17 protein-coding genes and 1 riboswitch are annotated in these 21,884 nt (G+C 42.6%); of the genes, 7 read left to right on the top strand and 10 right to left on the bottom strand.

Annotation, left to right across the window (positions count from 1 at the left end; genetic code table 11):
* Positions 1-101 precede the first annotated feature (101 nt).
* On the bottom strand, positions 102-2,327 hold the full coding sequence (locus CBS1_RS09105) for an ATP-dependent Clp protease ATP-binding subunit (protein ID WP_033191394.1): 2,226 nt from the start codon (positions 2,325-2,327) through the stop codon (positions 102-104).
* Between the two features lie 280 nt (positions 2,328-2,607).
* On the opposite strand from CBS1_RS09105, the gene CBS1_RS09100 reads away from it, so the two are divergent.
* Both CBS1_RS09100 and CBS1_RS09095 read left to right on the top strand, forming a co-directional pair.
* Positions 2,608-3,819, top strand: coding sequence for an MFS transporter (locus CBS1_RS09100; protein WP_090223310.1), 1,212 nt, complete (start codon positions 2,608-2,610; stop codon positions 3,817-3,819).
* Positions 3,820-3,832: 13 nt separating this feature from the next.
* Entirely contained in the window at positions 3,833-5,227 is a 1,395-nt protein-coding gene (locus CBS1_RS09095) for an MATE family efflux transporter (protein WP_090223311.1), read from the top strand.
* On the opposite strand, the gene CBS1_RS09090 is transcribed toward CBS1_RS09095, so the two are convergent.
* Positions 5,224-6,420 (bottom strand): MFS transporter, encoded by a 1,197-nt coding sequence (locus CBS1_RS09090; protein ID WP_090223313.1) that lies wholly within the window; start codon positions 6,418-6,420, stop codon positions 5,224-5,226. The genes CBS1_RS09095 and CBS1_RS09090 overlap by 4 nt on opposite strands.
* Before the next feature lie 24 nt (positions 6,421-6,444).
* Entirely contained in the window at positions 6,445-7,458 is a 1,014-nt protein-coding gene (locus CBS1_RS09085) for a polysaccharide deacetylase family protein (protein WP_090223314.1), read from the bottom strand.
* A 131-nt stretch (positions 7,459-7,589) separates the two neighbouring features.
* A riboswitch (TPP riboswitch) is annotated at positions 7,590-7,701 on the top strand.
* A gap of 90 nt (positions 7,702-7,791) precedes the next feature.
* Between CBS1_RS09085 and CBS1_RS09080 the strand changes: the two genes are divergently transcribed.
* On the top strand, positions 7,792-8,775 hold the full coding sequence (locus tag CBS1_RS09080; RefSeq protein WP_090223316.1) for a thiamine ABC transporter substrate-binding protein: 984 nt from the start codon (positions 7,792-7,794) through the stop codon (positions 8,773-8,775).
* A gap of 160 nt (positions 8,776-8,935) precedes the next feature.
* On the opposite strand, the gene CBS1_RS09075 is transcribed toward CBS1_RS09080, so the two are convergent.
* On the bottom strand, positions 8,936-10,432 hold the full coding sequence (locus tag CBS1_RS09075) for an IS1182 family transposase (RefSeq protein WP_128998152.1): 1,497 nt from the start codon (positions 10,430-10,432) through the stop codon (positions 8,936-8,938).
* A 168-nt stretch (positions 10,433-10,600) separates the two neighbouring features.
* On the opposite strand from CBS1_RS09075, the gene CBS1_RS09070 reads away from it, so the two are divergent.
* Entirely contained in the window at positions 10,601-11,242 is a 642-nt protein-coding gene (locus tag CBS1_RS09070) for a substrate-binding periplasmic protein (RefSeq protein ID WP_241685518.1), read from the top strand.
* A gap of 62 nt (positions 11,243-11,304) precedes the next feature.
* Here CBS1_RS09070 and CBS1_RS09065 read toward each other — a convergent pair whose 3' ends face one another.
* Positions 11,305-12,024, bottom strand: a complete 720-nt coding sequence (locus CBS1_RS09065) for a beta-ketoacyl-ACP reductase (RefSeq protein ID WP_033191399.1) — start codon at positions 12,022-12,024, stop codon at positions 11,305-11,307.
* A gap of 35 nt (positions 12,025-12,059) precedes the next feature.
* Positions 12,060-13,262 (bottom strand): acetyl-CoA C-acetyltransferase, encoded by a 1,203-nt coding sequence (locus tag CBS1_RS09060; RefSeq protein WP_033191400.1) that lies wholly within the window; start codon positions 13,260-13,262, stop codon positions 12,060-12,062.
* A gap of 498 nt (positions 13,263-13,760) precedes the next feature.
* Here CBS1_RS09060 and CBS1_RS09055 point away from each other — a divergent pair, with 498 nt between their 5' ends.
* The gene (locus CBS1_RS09055; protein WP_090222671.1) at positions 13,761-15,746 is read left to right on the top strand and encodes a methyl-accepting chemotaxis protein; all 1,986 of its coding nucleotides are present in this window, start codon (positions 13,761-13,763) and stop codon (positions 15,744-15,746) included.
* Between the two features lie 45 nt (positions 15,747-15,791).
* On the opposite strand, the gene CBS1_RS09050 is transcribed toward CBS1_RS09055, so the two are convergent.
* Positions 15,792-16,676 carry a YitT family protein gene (locus tag CBS1_RS09050; RefSeq protein ID WP_090222669.1) on the bottom strand — a complete coding sequence of 295 codons (885 nt, stop codon included), beginning with the start codon at positions 16,674-16,676 and terminating at the stop codon, positions 15,792-15,794.
* A 110-nt stretch (positions 16,677-16,786) separates the two neighbouring features.
* Here CBS1_RS09050 and CBS1_RS09045 point away from each other — a divergent pair, with 110 nt between their 5' ends.
* Both CBS1_RS09045 and CBS1_RS09040 read left to right on the top strand, forming a co-directional pair.
* Positions 16,787-17,482 carry an energy-coupling factor ABC transporter ATP-binding protein gene (locus tag CBS1_RS09045; RefSeq protein WP_090222667.1) on the top strand — a complete coding sequence of 232 codons (696 nt, stop codon included), beginning with the start codon at positions 16,787-16,789 and terminating at the stop codon, positions 17,480-17,482.
* Between the two features lie 33 nt (positions 17,483-17,515).
* Positions 17,516-17,899, top strand: coding sequence for a Rid family detoxifying hydrolase (locus tag CBS1_RS09040; RefSeq protein ID WP_033191403.1), 384 nt, complete (start codon positions 17,516-17,518; stop codon positions 17,897-17,899).
* A gap of 26 nt (positions 17,900-17,925) precedes the next feature.
* On the opposite strand, the gene CBS1_RS09035 is transcribed toward CBS1_RS09040, so the two are convergent.
* The 3 genes from CBS1_RS09035 to CBS1_RS09025 are packed head-to-tail and all read right to left on the bottom strand — an operon-like array spanning position 17,926 to position 21,791.
* The gene (locus tag CBS1_RS09035; protein ID WP_090222665.1) at positions 17,926-18,513 is read right to left on the bottom strand and encodes a hypothetical protein; all 588 of its coding nucleotides are present in this window, start codon (positions 18,511-18,513) and stop codon (positions 17,926-17,928) included.
* A 22-nt stretch (positions 18,514-18,535) separates the two neighbouring features.
* A complete protein-coding gene (gene glgX, locus CBS1_RS09030; protein ID WP_090222664.1) occupies positions 18,536-20,707 on the bottom strand; it encodes a glycogen debranching protein GlgX in 2,172 nt (723 codons plus the stop codon).
* A 22-nt stretch (positions 20,708-20,729) separates the two neighbouring features.
* Positions 20,730-21,791, bottom strand: coding sequence for a polyprenyl synthetase family protein (locus tag CBS1_RS09025; RefSeq protein ID WP_236938709.1), 1,062 nt, complete (start codon positions 21,789-21,791; stop codon positions 20,730-20,732).
* Positions 21,792-21,884: the final 93 nt, after the last annotated feature.

Genomic DNA, 21,884 nt, shown 5'->3' with positions numbered 1-21,884 from the left:
CAGGGTGCAACAACACAAACTTTATCGTATAGAAAATTCAAAAAAAGAACCCTCCTCAAAATTCACATCCTGAGGAGGGTTCGGGATAATGTCCACTCTATTTACTTATTATCCGAAATCTCCCAGTAAAGTCCTTCGTCTTTCCAGTAAAACTTCACCTTTTGACCTTCTTTTACTTGCTCATCGATTATAAGTTCTGCAAGCTTGAATTCGACAGTGTTCTCAAACAGCCTTCTTAGAGGCCTTGCACCCATAGTTGGCACGTAACCTTCCGTAGCCAAGTACTCTTTCATCGATTCATCCAACTCAACAACAATGTTTCTGTCAGCAAGTCTTTCGTTGAGTTCTTTGAGGTAGATATCGATTATCTGTTTGATGTGCTCCTTCTTGAGCGGTTTGAACACGACTGCTGCATCGATCCTGTTGATCAGTTCCGGCCTGAAATACCTGCGCATCTCCTCTTCGATATGTCTTGGTATCACACTTTCCAAACCATCTTCGATGTCCTGGATAATTATGTCTGAGCCTATGTTACTTGTCATAATGATTATCGTATTTCTGAAATCGACGGTTGTTCCCTTACCATCGGTCAACCGACCGTCGTCAAAGAGCTGCAGCAGTACGTTGAAAACCTCTGGATGTGCTTTTTCAATTTCGTCAAAGAGCACGACACTGTACGGTCTTCTTCTGACCTGTTCCGTCAATTGGCCACCTTCTTCGTAACCAACGTATCCCGGAGGTGCACCAATTAACCTTGCAACCGAGTGCTTTTCCATGTATTCACTCATGTCGATCCTGATCAGTGCCTTTTCACTACCAAACAAAACATCGGCAAGTCTCTTTGCAAGTTCTGTCTTACCAACACCCGTTGGCCCAAGGAACAGGAATACTCCAAGCGGGCGTTTTGGATTGCGTATACCAGCGCGCGACATCTTTATTGCATTTGCTACAACTTTTACAGCCTCTTCTTGGTCTACGAACTTTTCATGGATGAGCTTCTCGAGATTTTTGATCTTCTCCTTCTCATCCCCCATTATCTTACCAACGGGTATTCCAGTCCAGCGTTCGACAACCTTTGCGATGTCTTCTTCCTGAACTTCTTTCTTACCATCGATCTTCGCACGTGCAGCAGCTTCATCTACGAGGTCTACAGCCTTGTCAGGCATAAACCTATCCGTTATGTATTTCGATGATAATTTAGCAGCTGCCTCTATAGCCTTATCGCTGATCTTTACTCCGTGGAACTCTTCGAACTTCTGCCTGAGACCTTTTAAAATCTCGATAGTCTCTTCTACAGAAGGTTCTGATACGAATATGACTTGGAATCTTCTTGCAAGCGCTTTATCCTTTTCAATGTGCTTTCTGTACTCTTCAACAGTTGTTGCACCTATCACTCTGAGCGTACCTCTTGCAAGTTCTGGTTTTAAGATATTACCAGCATCCAATGCACCTTCAGCAGCACCTGCACCTACAACTGTGTGCAGTTCGTCGATGAACAGGATAACATCTGTTCTCTTTTTGAGCACATCGATGAGTTTCTTAAGCCTTTCTTCGAACTCTCCTCTGAACTTTGTCCCAGCTACAAGCCTTGCAAGGTCGAGTTTAAGGATAGTCTTATTCTTCAAAAAGTCAGGGACATTCCCTGCAACAATCCTCTGGGCAAGACCTTCAACGATAGCCGTCTTACCAACACCGGGATCTCCGATTAGAACCGGGTTGTTCTTGATCTTCCTTCCGAGGATTTCAATCATCCTATTGACTTCGTTTTCTCTACCGACGACCGGCATTAACTGGCCGTTTTTCGCCATTTCTGTCAAGTTTTCTGTGAACTTTGCTAAGACGTCGATGTTCTCCTCTTCTGAGTACGTTCTCTTCATCCTAAGCTCTTTGATAGCTGTATAGAGCTTGTCTTGGGTGACCCCGTACCTTGCCAACAGCCTGTAGACAGTCGTTTCTGGGACGATTGCCATAGCAAGTAGCAAGTGGTCTGTTCCGACTTTTTCGTCACCCATGCGCCTTGCTTCTCGCTTGGCTTCGTTGATAACTTTTGTCGTATCCGGTGTCACATAGATCTGCCCTGTTCCGCCGGAAGAGTAGTAATAGCCACCTTTGGAAGTGATAGCGCGCTCAACATCTTTTCTCAAACTATCAACATCTACGTTTAGATGCGTTAGTATGTCGTAAGCCGCGTTCTTTGTGTTTTCGAGCATAGTCAAAAGTATGTGCTCAGGTGCCATCTGATTCTGCCTGTAACGATTCAATACATCTGTTACAGACTGTAATATCTCCTGAGCGTTTTCCGTGAATTCCTCAAGGTTGAATGTCATCTCAACCACTCCCTTCTTTTTATTTCTATTTTGTTTAATTTTCTTTTCCGACAGTAGTATACCATATTAGCACTCAGTTGTCAAGAGTGCTAATAAAAAAATTCAAAAAATTCCTGGCCAAAGAAAAATGTTTACCAATAAACCGTACTTGATTTTAAGAATGGCGATGTTAGAATTGATTTGGATATGGTTCGATATGCTAACTTAATTTCAAAATTTTGCCACTTGCTTAAAAGTCAGACTTAGACTGGGTCAAAGTACGAGGAGGACGTTTGATAATATGTCTCACATTTCCGACATTTCATCAACTAATTCAGCTGCTCGCTTAATCACTATTTTCACCTTTACCGATGGACTTGCTCAAGGCATATACGGAACCATCTTCAATCTGATGCTCCGAACCTCCGGGATGCCAACTTCCTACGTTGGTCGGATTACCTCCTTTTTCTTATGGGGTTGTGCACTGCTGGGACTTGTGTTCGGTATTATCGCGGACAAGGTAAATAAAAAACAGCTCATGTTTACAACGCATCTTCTGAGTGTATTCTTCGGAACTTACAGGGTTCTATCGAAATCGTACGTCCAGCTTGGTATCTCTTCCTTCCTCTTCGGTGGGTTTTCAACTGCTACAGGTATCGTTTTGTCAACGCTTCTTATATTGAAAACCTCAAAAGATAATCGAACGAAGGTCTTGGGACTGAACTTCGGTGTGGGAATGCTCACGGGTGTGTTGGGGAATATACTGGGCGGTGTGCTTGGCGATGTTTTCCCTTTGAAAGCTGTACTAATAAGCGCCAGTATTTCCAGATTGCTCGCCTTAATTCCTGTCAAAAGACTTAGCATTGAAAAGTTCAGCGATACTAGGCTTTACAAGTCAGATACCGATACCAACGTATTAGAGTTCTTTTCCACTTTGAAAAAGCTCAACGAACAAGCAAAAAAGGTTGTACTTTACTATTTTTTGTCCACGATGAGTGTTGGCTTTGGAGCTGGTCTGTTTGTCACATTTGGAAACGTCATCTTTTACGACCTTTTCCATCTTAGCCCTTCGCTGATTGGAACGATCCTTGCCATGGCGCAGTTGGCAACAAGCATAGGTGCCATCTTTTCGTACAAGCTGGGAAGGAAATTCGGGGACATGAACGTCTTGATATTTTCATATGTTTTCGTCCCCATCTTAATTGTGCTTTTGAGTTTTGTTAGGGAACCGATAACCTTCACATCAGTATACATCCTACGCTTCGCGGTTATGAACATGGTAGGGCCTCTGCTTACCGCTTTGGTCTTTTCAAACATACCTGCTAGTTATCTTTCGTCGATCAATGGAATGAACACATTTCTTAGCAACGTTGCGAGAGCACTCTCTGCAGATTTGTTCGCCGCACTCACCAGATTCAAGAACGGATATACGTGGATATTCGTTGTAAGTTCCATTTTTTACTTTGCCAATGCGTATGTTATGATAAGAATGTACAAACATTTAAAAGATTGACCAGGTGGAGACTATGGATAACCTGAGCGAAGTCAAAGATGTGCTTGAAAAAGGAACTGACAGAAAGACGTTGACAAGGAATCTTTTCAAACTATCCGTTCCCGGCATGATCGGTTTTGCAGTACAGTCACTGTACGACATCATCGATATGTTCTGGATCGGAAAGATTTCGTACAAAGCAATAGCTGGGGTTGTGATATTTTCAACGATATTCTGGCTTGTTGAGATATTGAACGAAATCATAGGTACATCATCTGTTTCTTTGATTTCTCAAGCATTTGGTAAGGGTGATAAACCGCTTACATCGCGTATTATCGAGCAAACCCTCGTTTTTAAAGCACTCGTCGCACTTATTGCATCCGGTTTTCTGTTGCTTTTCTTTAGACCAATAGTCAACTTTTTCTCTAAAGATTTGGACGTTGTCACTTATGCAATTCATTACGGTTACATACGCATCTTTTTCATGCCTATATTTTTCATGACCTACTCCACATTTACTGCCTTAAGAAATGTCGGTCATGCGACACTTGCAACTCTTACTATGGCAAGTGGTGCAGTTGCGAATATCTTGTTAGATCCCGTTTTTATTTTCGAGAAAGTCCCGTTGATCGATATCCCCGGTCTTGGACTTGGGGTTTCCGGTGCCGCATGGGCAACGGTGATTTCTACTTTTGTTCCCCTCACCTGGGGAATATACGTGCTTTTCAAAGGTATCTCAGGTGTGAAGATTTCACTCAAGGGGTTGCTATCACTCGATAAGAGTATAGACAAAAAGCTGATAACCATAGGTCTGCCTTCAGGTATCGAGATGTTGTTGAGGAACTTGTCCTACACTGTACTTATTAAGATTTCTTCTCTTTTTGGCTCCGAGTACGTGACCGTGTTCGGTATTAACGAGAGGATGTTTGGCTTTGCGATTATCCCTATATTTGGACTTTCGATGGGGGCAAGCACACTGGTGGGATTTCAATTGGGAAGAAATAACGAGAAAGCTGCAAAAGAAGTTACAATCCTAGCAACTTTTTACAGTGTTACAGTCATTTCAGCTATCCTTATGCCTTTGATTTTCTTGCGTAAGCAGATTTTTCACCTTTTCACTTCCAACGAAACGGTTATGAACATAGGTATGCAAAGTATTCCATACATCGTTTGTGCACTCTTTTTCATATCGTTTAGCGCAGGGCTTTCAAGTGCGTTCTTTGGCTCTGGGAAGACCTCTGTGCCTATGGTTTCCGGACTTGTAAGTAGATGGGGAGTTATGGTTCCTTTTGTTTTTATCTCCTCATACTTACTCCGTTTGGGTCCCGTTGGATTGTGGTTGTCATTCCCACTTTCCGAACTTGCAGAAGTGCTCATCATGTGGATCGCTTTCGTTAAATCCGACTGGCATAAAAAACGTGTTGTTTAGCTTTGCTTTTTGTTCAACGAGTTAAAGATATAGTGAACGGTATATATGACCACTCCTATCGAAAGGGCGTAGACCAACAATCCCAAGTTTCCGCCCAGCTTGTCGAACAATAATCCTCCCACAAGCGGGCCAATGCCAAACAAAAGACCAATGACCATTTCGTGCAAAGCACCTTGCTTTCCGTGGTCTTCTTCTTCCGACAGCAGTCCGTAGAAAATTGCAAATGTGTACGGAACTGCATAGCTCAGCCCTGCAAAAAGTGCAGTAATAAAGAACATCACCGGTGTCTTTGCGAAAAACGCTATCAGCCCAGTAAGAGGAGCGACTGAAAGAAGTAACCCGCAGACAAGTTCGTTACCAACCCAACCTTTCCACGACTGGAGGACAACAAAGGTAAGCAACACCCCTATATTAGCTCCGACGGTCAAAAAGCCCGCATTTTCGAGCCTTAGCCTTTCAAGCATCATCAATTTAGGAAAGCTTGCCAGAACGGATGTGTAAATCAGACCACCAAGGAACAAAATGATCCTGTATTCCAGCCTTAGTCTTCTCATAGCCTGCTTGTTCATAACAACTGCGGCGTTTTGAGAATGCTCAAGAAGCTTTTTGGATGGAGGAAATATAATAATGTCTTTCTGCTTTTTGTAATCTATGTAAATCAACACACTTGTCAGACTAGAAACGATCAATCCCATAGTGAATATCACAGGCGGAGCCTTAACGGTAAGGAACGGACCAAACGCCACACCGATTATATTCCCCGTACTCCATGATAATGTGAATCTGCCAGTTATCGAAGGCGGGTCTATATTCAACAAACGCTCGGATTTTGCTATGAGCCCTTCCACTTGAGGAAAGAACGCTCCGAAAAATACCCCCTGGAGAATCGCAAATAAAACAAGCCTTCCCGGTGAATCTGCAGTAAATCCGATTATAGAGACAAAAAACAGGTAGGCCGATAGTATAGATATCATCTTCTTGTATCCGACCTTCGTACCAAGATGCCCCAGTGTGATGCTTGCAACAGCATATGCGATGGACAAAAAGAAGTTGATCAAACCAATTCCCGTAAAACTTAACCCCAATTTTGCCGCTGCAGAGTTTATGTACGTACTGTAAAGATAAGCCTGAATAGATATTACAAACGAAAGTAAGTGCAGTTTATGGAATATCTGTTCTTTGTGTCTTATCATACCTAGTTAAACGCTCCCTTCGTACTAAAAGAATTCATTTGGATCAACAAACATATATCCCTTTGATAGCGCATATGGGACGAGTTCTTTGAGGATTTTCAGCGCTCTTTTACCTCTGTTTCGTCCATCGTGGAGCAGAATTATCGTCCCAGGTCTGATTTGCGATTTAAAGAACGCTATGACCTCTTCATCGGGTTTTTCAAGCCAATCACCAGCAGCTGACCAATTCAATGTAACATAACCGTATTTTTTCGCTATCTCACCAACCCAGTCCCTGTAATAACCTTCGGGCATTCTGAGGAACCTTATCTTTATCTCAGGCACTATATCTCTAACGTTATTTTCCGTGCGCTGGAGGTCTTGTTCAAGTGTTTCTTTCATCTCATCTATAGTTGCTGTCTTTTCTAACTTATAGTAACTTCTGTGACAATACGTATGAGTGCCGATTTCGTGCCCTTCCTCGTACTGCCTTTTCACGATGTTAGGATAGCTTTTGACCGTATCTCCCGAGACGAAAAATATCGCCTTTATGTTGCTCTCCTTTAAATAATCAAGGATCTCACCTGTGTAATTTCCAGGGCCATCATCAATTGTCAACAGTAGTTTAGGCTCTTCTGATGGTAGTTTCGTGTACAGTTTACCAAGTTCCCATTTTGAACCTGAAGCAAACTTTGTGGTCTGAATTGCAGTGGTTGGTTTATCATTCAAATTGTACAACACATCCAAATTGTATGAATCATTCACAACATCAGAAGTAGCCATTTCGGTTGTCGTTTCAACATCGGAAGCGTACGCAGTCGTTATAGTCGTAGACGACTCAATTACGGGCTTAAACAACTTCGAATCGCTATGAGCAGAAGCAACTGACTTCTCCAACAATATTCCAGATTTCTCTTCTCTTGCATCATTTAACTGAAGCATCTCTTTTTCGTTTTGCACACTTTTTGGCTTACAAGAAGTGAAATTTGAAAAGACGATAAAAAGTATAACGACAGTTGATAGGATAGCAATGCAAATCCGAAAGTTTTTATTCTTCATACATTCTTTCTACCTTATATATCAGATTTCTTTTTCTCATCTTCATTAATTATAGCAAGAAAATAATCACATTGGGAATTAAGTTTCATTGACAGCGGCTTAAGCTCGTGTTACAATAAGCTTGAAAACCACATTTCCTGGAGGGGAGCTCCTGAATGCGGGGCTGAGAGGGGAACGTCAAGTTCCCGACCCTTCGAACCTGATCCGGGTAATACCGGCGGAGGGACCAGGGCAATGATAAAAGACACTCATTTAATCATCCCTCCGCTTAGCGTAAAGCAAATAAGCGGAGGGGTTTTTTATTTTCAAAGTCTTCGTGGAGGAGGGATTAGCATGGCAAGGTTTACAAAACTGATGGTAGCGCTTTTACTTCTGACGACGGTTTTCATATTCTCTGCTGAACTTGTTATTTACACATCGGACAGCTTTGCTGGAGGAATTGCAAAAGTGGTCGTTCCAAAATTTGAAAGGATGTACAAATGCAAAGTCAAAGTTGTAAGCTTCGGTTCGATGGGTGATGTGTTGGCAAGGATGATAGCTGAAAAAGGTTCGCCAAAAGCCGATGTAGTCATTGGATTGAACCCTCAACAGCTTCAAAAGGCAATAAAAGAAGGTTTACTCGAGAAATACCGTGCTAATAACTCAAAGAACCTTGTTTACAAGGGTTTTGTGAATGATTACGGAACGGTTTACGACTATGGTGCTTTAGCGATGATTTACAACGTTGAGAAGATAAAGAACCCTCCAAAATCGTTTAAAGACCTCCTGAAACCAGAGTATAAAGGTAAATTTGTGCTCATCGATCCAAGGACATCGAGCACAGGTTTAACCTTCTTGATGTGGACCATCGCTGCTCTCGGTGAAGACGGGGCAATGGACTTCTGGAAAGAGGTAAAAAGCAACGTGCTCACGTTCACAAGTGGCTGGAGCGCAGCATTTAAGATGCTTGAGACCGGCGAAGCGGATATGATAGTCAGCTACGCGACGGACGGTGCTTACAGCATGTACAAGTATGGTTCAATAAAGTACATGCCTGTCATTTTCGAAGAAGGAGCTTACGTACTTGAAGAATACGCAGCAATCCTCAAAGGAGCTAAAAACTTAGCTCTTGCCCGTGCGTTCATAGAATTCATGCTCACACCGGACTTCCAAAAAGAAGTCCCGCTGAACCAGTGGATGCTCCCTGTTATCAATATCGAACTGCCAGACGTATTCAAATACGTACCGACTATAAAGAAGATATTGAAACTCGATCCAAAAATCAACGACAGATTAGACGAGATACTTAAGAAGTGGGAAAAAGCTGTTATCGGATAACAAGCGCACGAACGAACCACAAAAAGCCTCTGGAGGTACCATCCTCCAGAGTTTTTTTCGTTCAATGGGCTTATGCGAAGTCGAACGAAAAGAACTTTTACGGAGTCTAAAATGTAGAGGGTGATTAAGAGACACCGTATATGGAGGCGAGTGTATGATGCTAACAAAATTCGCTTTCAAAGTGCAGATTGTTGACAAACCCCCACTTTTCGATAAACGAAAGGTGGGGTTTTATTATCGCCAATACAACTTTTGAGAAAAATTCTAATAAAACTTCCAAATTTTTGCCCTTCCCTGGACCTCCCTTCCCCTTTTTCCATATCCAATTCGCTAATTTTTTCATGTTAAAACATGTGCAAGTCAATAACACTTGCATGTGCACCTTTTCTATCCCCCTCAGCATCGTCACCCTCATACCGTGCTTCTCCTTCAAGTCCGCAAATACCCTCTCTATCGTCTTGCTTCTTTCTTTGTACAACTCTTTACATTCTTTCGTGTGCCTTAAATACTCTACTTCTTCCATGTATTCTTCCCATACATGTCGGGTGATTATCTTCGTGTGATTCTTACTGCTTGTACATCTACCTAAATCTTCACATTTCTCACATACCTTCGGATCCGATTTGTATTCTTTGTACCCTTTTCTGTTTGTTGTTGAGTATTCTAATATCTGCCCTTGTGGACATATGTAGCAATCGTAATATTCATCGTATACGAATTGTCTTTTTTTGAAATACCCTTCTTTGTGTTGTGCACGTGTGTATGGCATGCACGGGACTATACCTTCGTCCATCAATAGCTTACATATCGGTGGAGTCTTGTATCCTGCATCCAAAGCTGCCCTTTTCGATTTGCCAGCGTTCTTTTTTGTTTTATTGAATAAGTTCTCAAACACCATGCTGTCGTGGACATTTGCTGGTGTTGTTATACAGCTTAGTATTATCCCGTTCTTATCGCATGCTATGTGTGCAGAATATCCGAACTGGTGTTCTTTTTCATTTTTGTTTATCATCCCGCTATCTGGGTCTGTCGTGCTTATTTTTATTTCCTTCAGTTTTACTTTCTCATGTGTGAAATCCAAAGGCTTCAATCCGTGTTTTTGCCTATCTTTGTTTATTTCTTCTTCTAAAGCTTGTTTGTATGTCTTGGTTTGCTCCTCTACAAATACCTTCTCGTACTTTTTCTTGTTCGCACTTGCTTTGATGTGTGTTGAATCCATGAACACGGCATCCATATTTACCAAGCCATGCTCGATTGCTTGCTGCAGTATTTTGTTGAAGATTTGCTCAAACAAATCGGTTCCTTTGAACCTACGTTCGTAGTTTTTACTGAACGTGCTGAAATGAGGGATGGTATCAGAAAACCCGAATCCGAGAAACCATCTGTATGCGACGTTTGTTTGTATTTCCTTTATGGTTTGACGCATGGATTTTATGCCGAACATATATTGGATAATGGTAATTTTAATTAACACAACGGGGTCAATACTAGGTCTGCCATTATTGAGGCAGTACTTGTCTTTGACAAGGTCGTAGATGAAATCGAAATTGATGGCGGATTCGATTTTTCTGACGAGGTGGTCATGAGGGACGAGTTGCTCGATGGAGACGGATTCGATTTGTTCTCTGCGTGATTTATCTTTGTTGATGGTCAGCATGTATATTCCTCCTACTATTTGTGTAAAAAAAGAGGATCCTGTTTGGAAAGGATCCTCTTTTGAAGAGATTATACTTGAACAAGTTATACTTTGTCAACAGTCTGCAAAGTGTTGGTTTTTCTGATAATTACACTTTTAACATCTCTTGCTTTTTGTCAGTTTCTTAAGGTGGGCTTGTTGCTTGGTGAACCTTACGCTTTTTGGGTTTCTAACAAACTTTCCGGAATCGAATTCGACCTTTGGCGTGCCATTGGTGACGAGTTGGGATTACAGGTCGAATTCTACGTCCTGCCATTTGCAGCGCTTGATAACGCAATCCTTCCAAAGCTAGGGTTGGATGTTGTCGCTGGTGGGATACATATGACCGAGGAGAGAAAAAAGACTTTCAAATTCACACAGCCGTACATAACCTCTGGACTTGCTATAGTTGTCAGAAGCGAGATAAAATGGGACGGAAATGTGGAAAAGATAACATTTGGGGTTAAGAAAGGTGCAACCGGAGAAAAGATCGTGCAAGAATGGATTAAGAGCGGAAAGAAGGTAAAGTACACGTCTTTCGTATCTAATGAAGAGATCGTGACAAACTTACTCATCAAAAAGATCGATGGAGCGTTCTTTGATTACATAAACGCGCTTTATTTGTCCAATAAGTATGGTTTCTACGTTCACAAAGACTTGATTTACACCATTAGCGTGGGAGCAGTTATACTTAACAACTCTTTAGAAAAAAGACTCAACGAGGCAATTGCCAAACTTGTGACCAATGGTACCGTCCGGCGCATCGTGGTATCGTACGTAGGTAGTTACTAAACTAAAAAGCCCCGGGTTCATCCCGGAGCCTTTGCCTTCTTTATCGTTATTTTCTATCAGAATCAGAGCACGAGTCCTCCGTCAACACCTATTACTTGACCAGTAATATACGATGATTCATCGGATGCGAGGAAGAGATACAAGTAAGCGACCTCGATAGGTTCTCCGAGTCTTTTCAGTGCGGCTCTTTCCGCCATCGCCGTTAATATCTTTTCCGGTACCTTCTCTGTCATTGGAGTTTTTATGAATCCCGGTGCGACAGCGTTTACCCTTATCTGTGCGCCCTTCCTTGCAAATTCTTTAGCCCATGTCTTTGTCATTCCAATAACGCCCGCTTTTGTCGCAGCATAGTTTGTCTGACCTATGTTCCCGTAAACACCGACGACAGACGACGTATTGATTATACTACCTTTTCCTACCTCAAGCATGTACGGAACTACTGCTTGTGTCATATTAAAAACGCCCTTCAAATTCACGTTGATGACTTTGTCCCAATCTTCTTCGGTCATGTTCTGGATTAGTGCATCGCGCGTGATACCTGCGTTATTCACGAGTACGTCGATTTTGCCGAATTTTTCGACAACTTCTTTCACAACTTCTGCGATCCTGCTCCTGTCCGTTACATCGAGTTTGTAGAAATGGATATTTGGATGGTCGTACGTTGCTTCGCTCACATCACAAGCGATTACGATTGCACCTTCTTTTGCAAACAACTCAGCAGCTGATCTTCCAATTCCACTACCTGCACCGGTTATGATACACACTTTACCTTCCAATCTCATCTTTCTAACCCCCTTATCTTAAAAAGTGCAAATTTTTATTCAATATTTTCAACGATCACAGCTGTTCCCATACCGCCACCTATGCAGAGCGTTGCCAAACCGTATTTCGCATGTCTTTTCTTCATTTCATAAAGCAATGTTACTATAATCCTATTCCCACTCGCACCGATTGGATGTCCAAGTGCAATCGCTCCACCGTTGACGTTTGTTCTTTCCAATATCCATTCCTTTGTAACGCCGAACGCTTTTTCCCAACCCTTGATAACCGCTAAGCTTTGCGCCGCAAATGCCTCGTTCAATTCAATCAGTTCAATGTCCTGGAACGACAATCCTGCCTTTTTCAAGACCTTCTCCGTTGCTGGTACAGGTCCAAATCCCATCCTCATTGGATCCACGCCAGCCTGAGCCCATGCAACGATCCTTCCTAGTGGTTTCAGGCTCTTCTTTTCAATATACCTTTCGCTTGCAAGCACTATTGCACTTCCACCATCGTTTATACCACTCGCATTTCCGGCAGTTATCGTACCGTCCGGTTTAAAAGCGGGCTTAAGTTTTGCGAGCGATTCGAGCGTCGTATCGAATCTGGGATGTTCGTCTGTATCGAAAATCTTAACGCCTTTCTTGTCCGGAATCTCAACAGGAACTATCTCATCTTTGAACTTACCAGCCTCAATTGCAGCTTTTGCCTTCATCTGGCTGTTGTACGCAAATTCGTCCTGCTCTTCACGAGATATCTTGAACTCCTCGGCAAGTGCCTCCGCAGTAAGTCCCATATGGACCTTATTGAAAACGTCTGTTAGCCCGTCAATTATCATATGGTCCTGCAGTTCCTGACTTCCAAATCTCAATCCAAACCTTGCACGGTACGAGAGCAAAAATGGTGCCTGCGACATGCTCTCAATACCACCAGCAAGCACAAGGTCCGCTTCACCAAGTTCAATATCTGTTGCACCGATCATAACCGCTTTCATACCACTTCCGCAAAGCATATTCACCGTGTATCCGGGCTTTTCTGCAGGGATACCAGTGTAAATTCCTACCTGCCTACCTGGTCCCATCCCCTGACCTGCTGTGAGTATGCATCCAACAATCGTCTCATCGAAATCCTCGACAGGAACACCTGCTTGCACTATTGCAGCCTTGGCTGCAACCACTCCAAGTTGTGTTGCGGGAACATCTTTCAAAGAACCTCCGAACGTACCTATCGCTGTTCTTTTCGCACCAAGAATATAGACCACAACAACCACCTCCACCTTCTTCCAGCCTACTCAACATCCCATGTTTGATTCAAAAATAAAACCGAATCGAAAAACGACAAATCCAATCTCTTAATTATTTGATTCCACGCTAAATGTTTTCCAGCTTTTCAGCTCATGTGAAACATGAATCACCTATCACATTAACCAATACAATTAGACCATTTTTCATAGTGCCATGTCAAAGCTCATAATCACCTAAGAACATTTAAAATTACTTGGAAAATTTTGAAAAATCAATATCATCGCCACTGCTCAAGATTAAAGCATGTTTTTGCAAGTTTTCAAAATAATGCACAAAAAATAACCTAGAAAGTGATTGCCTGTGGTATAATGTTTTCATGATATTCTTGTGGTACAGTAAACTTGTTTCACAACGGCTGAGCTTTTTACAACGGAGCTCGAAATTACAGTTTTCAGAAATTTCCAAACGTTTTCATCACATTTTCGAAAAAAGCTACTCTCAAAGGAGGGATTTGTATGCGTAACATGAGTATCTTCATGAAAGTTATGATAATCGTCTTAATCCTCGCGCTTGGTATGGTCGTTATAGGTGTCTACTCAACTTTTGCACTGCGTAACAACATCACTGAAAAAACCATGCAGAATCTAAAAGCTCTTGCAGAAAACAGTGGAGAAAACCTTGTGAGCTTCATCGAGCAGCATACAAAGTTGATAGATATGCTCTCCAGAGATGCGAACGTTATGGGAGTGTATAAAAACGAACACGAAGAAGACGTGTGGATGAAAAAGCTTTTCAACACCGTTCTCAAGATCTATCCAGACGTGATGTACGTTTACGTTGGATTGAAAGACAAAAGGATGTACCTCATCCCAGAGACAGAACTTCCGGAAGGATACGATCCAACGATAAGGCCTTGGTATCAAGCAGCTGTGGCAAAGCCTGGACAGGTGATAATCACAGAACCGTACGCAGATGCTTCAACCGGTCAGCTTGTTGTTACCGTTGCCAAAACCATCCAAACGGATGAAGGCATCGTCGGTGTTGTTGCTTTAGACTTTGATATTTCTAAGTTGTCGGAAAAGCTCATGACCAAGGGTAAAGAGCTTGGTTATCTGAACGCAGTCGTTTCAAAGGAAGGAAACATCATCATGCATTCGGATAAGACGTTGGTTGGCAAAAACGTTGCAAATGAAGAGTTCTTTAAAAAGTGGATGTCTGGTGATGAAAGTGGTGTGTTTGACTACACACTCAACGGTGTTAAGAGGATATCAGGATATAAGAGACTGTCGAACGGTTGGATTTTCGCTACGTTGGTTTTGGAAAAAAGTCTAATGAAAGATGTTAACAGAGCAACATTTATCAACATCTCTATAACTATCATAGCAATTTTACTTGGTATCGTCGTTGCCTTATTTGTTACACGAAACTTTATTGTCAAGCCGATAACCTTTTTGGTCGAAGCAGCCGAAAGAATCGCCAATGGTGATTTGACGACAAAGATAGACTATACAGCAAAGGATGAAATCGGTAAACTCGCAACTGCCTTGAGTAAGATGGTCAATTCACTTAGGGAAATCGCACTGAATATCGAGAGAGATTCGGCAACAGTCAAACAAGAGGCTTCACAAGTTGCAGCGGTATCCGAAGAAGTCAGTGCGACAATCGAAGAACTCACCGCACAGGTGGACAACGTCAATACGAACGTCAATAACGCATCGGCTGCGATAGAAGAGATGACGAGTGGTATAGAGGAAGTGGCGGCAAGTGCGCAGAATGTCGCACATGCTTCACAAAAGCTCAGTGAAGAAGCTCAAAAAGTTTCAAACTTAGCAAACGAAGGTCAGAAGGCGATACTTTCAATTTCTGACGTCATCGTTCAAACACGTCAAAAAGCGGATGCAACATTCAGAATTGTTGAACAGCTCAGCGAAAGCGCTAAGAACATCGGTGAGATTGTCGATACGATCAACTCGATAGCGGAACAAACGAATTTACTTGCACTGAACGCAGCAATCGAAGCGGCAAGGGCCGGAGAAGCTGGAAGAGGCTTTGCCGTTGTCGCTGATGAAATCAGAAAACTTGCAGAAGAAAGTAAACAAGCGACACAAAACATCGCGAACATACTGCGTGGCATAGTAGATAGCAGCATGAAGGCGAGTGATGCAACGAAAGAAACGGTGGAAATCGTCAACAAAGCCTACAGTGAGTCAGACTTGGTGAAATCGCAGTTCGAACAGATTCTCCAAAGTATCGTGCGCATGTCGCAGATGACGGAGAACTTGGCTGCGAGCGCACAAGAGCAGAGCGCAGCCGCTGAAGAAATGAGCAGTGCGATGGACAGTGCGAGTAAGTCCATGATCAGCGTGGTAGAACAGATGAACGAGGTAACGATGGCAATTAAACAACAGGCGGATGCTATCTCAAATGTTGCAAAAACGGCTGAGAATCTTGACGATATCGCAGAAAAGCTCGTTGAAACGGTGAGAAGATTCAAAATTTAAAACTAAAAAATAAGGGCTTCCTGCGGGGAAGCCCTTTTTTATTCTTTAGACTACCTTGTCTATTCTTCTAAAACCTTCACCAAGCACGTACCTTGCCTCCGTAACTATTACAAAAGCTTCGGGATCTATGTGACGAATTACATTCAGCACCTCTCCGAGTTCTCTTCGTCTTAGCGCCACATAAAGTACGTCGATATCCTTGCCCGAGTAAGCTCCCTGTGCTTTCAATATCGTCGCTCCGCGTTCCATTTTTTCCAAGATGTACCTTTTAATTTCATCTACTTTCTTTGAGATAATCATCATCGTTATAGAGAGTTCAAGACCTTTGAGCACAAAGTCTATCGTTATACCGTTGATGATTATCGCAAGTAGTGCGTACATCGCTATCCTTGCGTTGAATGCAAACCCTGCAAATATACCTATCGCAAAGTCGACCATCAGCAGCGTTGTTCCAATTGGTGTGTGGAAGTATTTTGAGATGATCTTTGCAATGATATCGGTTCCACCAGTTGAAGAGTTGTTTGCAAACGCAATTGCCATACCTATAGAAGCGAGTATATTACCAAAGAAAACGGCAAGCATTAAATCATCACCCGTGTACTTTGGTATATCGATAATCCGGTCGAAAAGGTCAACGAAGAAGTTCAGTGCGAAGGTCGAGTATATCGTTTTAAAGCTGAAATCCTTACCAACAAGTAGAAAGCCAAGAATGAAGAGTGTGACGTTGATAATGTACATCCAGATACCCACAGAAACGGAAGGAACTAGCTTGTGAAGTATCATCGCAATACCGGACGCACCGCCGGCCGCGATGTTGTTAGGAATGAAGAATATAACAAGTCCAAGAGCGGTTAAGAGAACACCAATCGTGGAAAGGACGTATTCTTTCACCTGCTCTTTAAAATCGTAATTTTCAGATACCTTAAACATACCTCTTCCTCCTTTCTTTGTTTCTTTTGTGTTTGATAACTTCTCTTTCCGTGGTATCATTATACCAGTAGTAGATGAAAAGTTCAAATCGCATAAGGGGAGAGGCTCTGTTGGTATTAAAATTGAAGAACATAAGCGTTTCTTATTTGGGCAAACAAATCTTGAGGGATATTTCCACATCGTTTGAAACCGGAGAGATTGTGATGGTTATCGGGGCAAACGGCTCTGGGAAGTCTACCTTGCTCAAGGTACTTGCTGGACTAATTGAATATGATGGAGAAATCGTACTGCCAGAAGGCGTAAGCGATGTATCGGAAGTCACAGGATACGTGTTTCAAAATCCCGAGACTCAAATCATCGGTTCAACTGTCTGGGAAGATGTGATATTCGGATTGGAGAACATAGGACTTAAAAAAGACGAGATGGAGAAAAGGGCAATGCATGTGCTTAGACTATTGGAGCTCGAAGAGTTAAAAGATACCGACCCTTATTACCTGTCCGGTGGGCAAAAGCAGAGGCTTGCCATCGCATCTATACTCGCCTTGCAGCCTGAATTTCTCCTCTTGGATGAGGTTACGGCGATGCTCGACAAGAATGGCAAGCGCGAAGTTGTTGATGCAGTTGTTAAATTGAAGGAAGAAGGCAAAGGTATTATCGTAGCAACACATGAACTGAACCTCTTCAGCCCTTACGCAGATCGATGCATCTACATAGATGCTGGGACTATCGTTTTCGATGGCAATCCAAATGATGGCATAAAACTCTACCGCGAAAAAATTCACAGGCAGTTCGCCTCAAAAGTCTGATTTTCAATTCATTTTGAAATGGAGGTGCGATCTATGGAAATTCTGAAATTCGAAAAGGGACCAAAAGCCGTGGGGCCGTACTCATCCGCTGTGAAAGTGGGAAACCTCATCTTCTTTTCCGGAATCTTACCAATTGACCCAGAATCCGGAGAGCTTGTGAACGATTCTGTTGAACATGCAACAGAGCAGATACTAAAAAACCTCTCTCTTATGCTCTCTGAGGTTGGTCTTTCGTTAAAAAATGTTGTTAAGACAACGATATTTACCACGAAATTGGACGAATTCGCAAAAATTAACGAAGTTTACCAAAAGCACTTCGAAGCTATCACAAAAGACTTCCCGGCAAGGAGCACCGTTGGAGTTGCAAGCCTTCCGAAAGGTGCACTTGTTGAAATGGAATTCATCGTGGAAGCTTAATGATTTTTTCGATTTGCTACTCTTTGCTACCTTGCAGCCTTTCGATCTTGAACATTCTTGAATAGTTCTATTCTGTTTTTTATAACCTCTTCCACATCGGTATTCGAGAATGGGTTCATAAGCGTGTAAGCGTACCTAAGGGCTTCGATTGGATCATTAAGGTCGCCTCCTTTTTCGGCGGCCTTTTTAATTTTCTCTTCAAAGCTTTTGTAGTTTGAGAATTCAACTACCCAGATGAGCATTACTACAAATAACGTGGTTAAAACTATAGTTAATGGATAATTCACAACAGCCGGAAGTGCGAGTCCAAGAAAGATCCCACCCGTGCTAACAAGCATCAGGTACGTTTTGCTCCTGAGCATCGTTCTATTAAAAAGGTAACGTTTCAGATCTGAAACCAGATCACTTTGGACTGGTGTGTACATGTGCCTTGAAAAGAGCATTAAAATCGTCAGGAAGACCACAAGGTACGGATTTCTCAGGAAAAATCCCATCGCAAGAAGCATAGCACCAACAATCAGTTTAGAAACGAGCAAATTCATGATTCTTGCGTGCAGGTAAAACCCCATCAAAAAGCAGACCATACCTAAGAGAAAACCAAGCGGTGCAACCAAGACTATCTCCTCCTTCGATTTTTTATTTGTCTTCGGGGGAATCTGAGATAAATATCACCGTACTTCTCGGTTTGGCAATGTAATGACCTTCCACTTTTACAGGCTGTTCTAAGAAATCGTTTGGGTGTTCTTGTGCTGTATCTACGACTCTGTACCAAGACTGCCCATGCAACGGTGGTAAAATGAATCTGAGCGGTTCAATCCATTGGTTTAAGATAACGTAGATATCGTTATCGATTCTTACACCTTTTACAGGATCGAATCCTGAGATCATGAAAGCTACCGAATGAGAGTAGTAACCGGTATCCGGTTCGAAAGGATTAATACCATGCCATGTGATGTCCGTCACAACGTTACCGAACTTGTCGTACCTTTGATAGAAACATTCTCTTTTAAGCGCACTGTGTTCTTTCCTAAAATGTATGATCTTCTTCACAAATTCGAAGAGGTCCCTGTGTTTTTCTTTAAGTGTCCAATCAACCCACGTTGTTTCATCGTCAATACAGTAGGCGTTGTTGTTACCTTTTTGCGTTCTGAACATTTCATCGCCCATTAGTATCATCGGTGTGCCATGGGAAACCATGAGTATGGCAAAGAAGTTCTTTATCTGCTGTTTACGTATTTTGATAATACTTTCATCGTCCGTATCGCCTTCGACGCCGTAATTGTAACTAAAGTTTTCGTCTGCACCATCCTTATTACCTTCCCCGTTCGCCTCGTTGTGCTTCTGGTTATACGAAACCAGGTCCCTCATTGTAAAACCATCGTGGCAAGTTATGAAATTTATGCTCGCGTGCGGCTTTCTATTGAAATAGAGGTCCGGGCTCCCAGCTATCCTGAGCATCAGCTCTGGAATGGTGCCGTTGTCACCGCGAACAAATCTTCGCACGCAGTCTCTGTATTTTCCATTCCATTCCGCCCAACCTTCTGGAAATTGTCCAAGATAATAACCACCTGCAGCATCCCAGCCTTCAGCTATGAGCTTCAACTTGCCAACAATCGGATCCTCGGCTATATCCTTTAAAAGCGAGAAGTCACCAATCCACCTACCATCCGGTGTTCTGCCAAGTACGGAAGCAAGGTCGAATCTAAAGCCGTCCACGTGCATCTCCGTGGCCCAGTAACGCAAACTGTCAATGATCATCTCTTTGACAACGGGGTGATTGCAGTTCAGAGTGTTACCGCAGCCAGAGTAGTTTAGATAGTACCTTTTGTTCCTTGGATCGAGCATGTAGTAAATTTCGTTATCTATCCCTCTGAAACAAAGCGTTGGTCCCTTTTCACTACCCTCGCCGGTGTGGTTGTAGACAACATCAAGAATTACTTCAAAACCGTTTTTGTGCATCAACTTGACAAAGTCTTTGAACAAGAAGACCTGCTCTCCCAACTTCAGACCAACGGAATAGTTTCCGGTGACCGCGAAGAAATTCAGAGGGTTGTATCCCCAGACATCCTTCAAACGTTCACCTGTAAGCGGATTGATATTAGGATTCGAATTGAGGTTGAACTCGAAAATAGGCATCAGTTCTATAGTTGTGACGCCGAGTTCCTTCAAATGGTCCAATTTTTCAGCTATACCTAAGAACGTGCCTGGGAACTTTACCTTTGACGTTGGACTAATTGTAAAGAGTCTCACGTGCATTTCATAGATTATCGTTTCGTTCCAAGGTATGTGGAGCTGCCTGTCATCTTCCCAGTCGTACTTGGAATCGTCTATAACGATAGACCGTATCATACTTTTTGCTGAATCCAAGGTGGAGAACGAAAGGTCGCCCATCGGAGAGTTCCTGTCGTATCCATAGACCGAATCGTCGTCCCAGTCAAAAAACGTCGTTATCGCCTTTGCGTAAGGATCTATAATCAATTTGTTGACATTGAACCTCTTTCCGTTTATAGGATCGTACGGTCCATCGATCCTCCATCCGTAGTACTGACCATGCCCTACACCGTAAACGTAGATATGCCATACGTCGCCTGTTTTGTTTTTTACAGGATCGAGCTCAAAGACGTGCGATGGCTTGTCGTCGTAGTAATTTTGGTACAACTCCAACACAACCCTTGTCGCATGGCGTGAGAATATCGCAAAATTGACACCTGTCTCGTCAGGTGTTGCACCGAGCCTTGGATAACCGCGTTTGGTTTTTAATACCACATCAGGCCCCGGATTTTTATACTGAAGTGGATAATCAGCCATTTGTACCACCACCGATTAATTTTTAAAATGTTTTCGGAAGGTCTAAAACCTTCTCGAAAATCTTCTCCATCTGCTTTTTAAAATGCGTTTTCATTTGCAATGGCGCAAGCATCGATAGAGCTTGCTCAACTAAACTTCTTATGTCCTCAATTATCTCACTCAGAGCCCCAGATTTTAGCATGTACGACTTCACCGTTTCGATATCGTCTTCAGACTTCTGCTTTTTGTTCATCAACTCCAAAAACCTCTGCTTTTCGCTTTCAGAAAGTTTATCGAACGTTCTCTTCACCAGGATCGTTGTCTTACCTTCCGCTATATCATTTGCGCTCTTTGCTTCACCACCGAACGTTCCAAGAATATCGTCTCTGTATTGAAATGCGATTCCCACCTTTTCACCTATCACCCTAAGCTTTTCCGCCTCTTCACCATCCACTCCACCTGCCAAATAATACCCAAAGAGCATCGGATAAACGAAGGTGTAATAAGCGGTCTTCAAGAGGCTGATTTTCGTCGGGACATCGTCTACCATTGCATCACGAGACATGCGCCCTGTGAAAAGTATATCGAGCAGCTGACCGTATCCGGTTTTCACATAGCAGTCGGCGAAAAGTCTTAAAATCTTTGGGAGCAATTCGTTTCCACTACCTGCATTCATATCTGCAAGTTTTCCGAAATAATAAAAACTTACAATATCACCGACGATGATTGCAAGGTCCTTACCCATTTTCTCATCGTTTGTGATTTGTTCGTAAATCTTGTGGAGCGTTGGTTCTCCGCGCCTGAGCGAAGACTGGTCTATTACATCGTCGTGTACCAGCAAGAATGAGTGCATTATTTCCAGTATTCCTGCTAAAGTGTAGGCTGAGCGATCAGCATCATCACCTGCTGAGTTTTTGTAACCGTAGTAGGTTAACAGGAGCAAGAGAGGCCTAATTCGCTTCCCCGGTCGCAGAGTGAACTTTGCGAATTCTTGAGAATACGCCTTCAGTGTGTCCGGAGTGTTTTCGATCAACTCCTGTAATAACTCTCGAATTGTTTCGTTCACCTTTTCTGTTAGAATCTCGATATTCACCGTACTCAGCATATCCAAATTCATTCTCCCCTTGACCTGTTTTGATGTTCATGTTAACGATTATATCACACAACTTGATAATGGTCTAAATTCGTTGTTTGTGAT

Source organism: Fervidobacterium changbaicum, from assembly GCF_004117075.1.
Lineage (GTDB): Bacteria > Thermotogota > Thermotogae > Thermotogales > Fervidobacteriaceae > Fervidobacterium > Fervidobacterium islandicum.
This window is presented reverse-complemented; position numbering and strand designations above follow the sequence as displayed.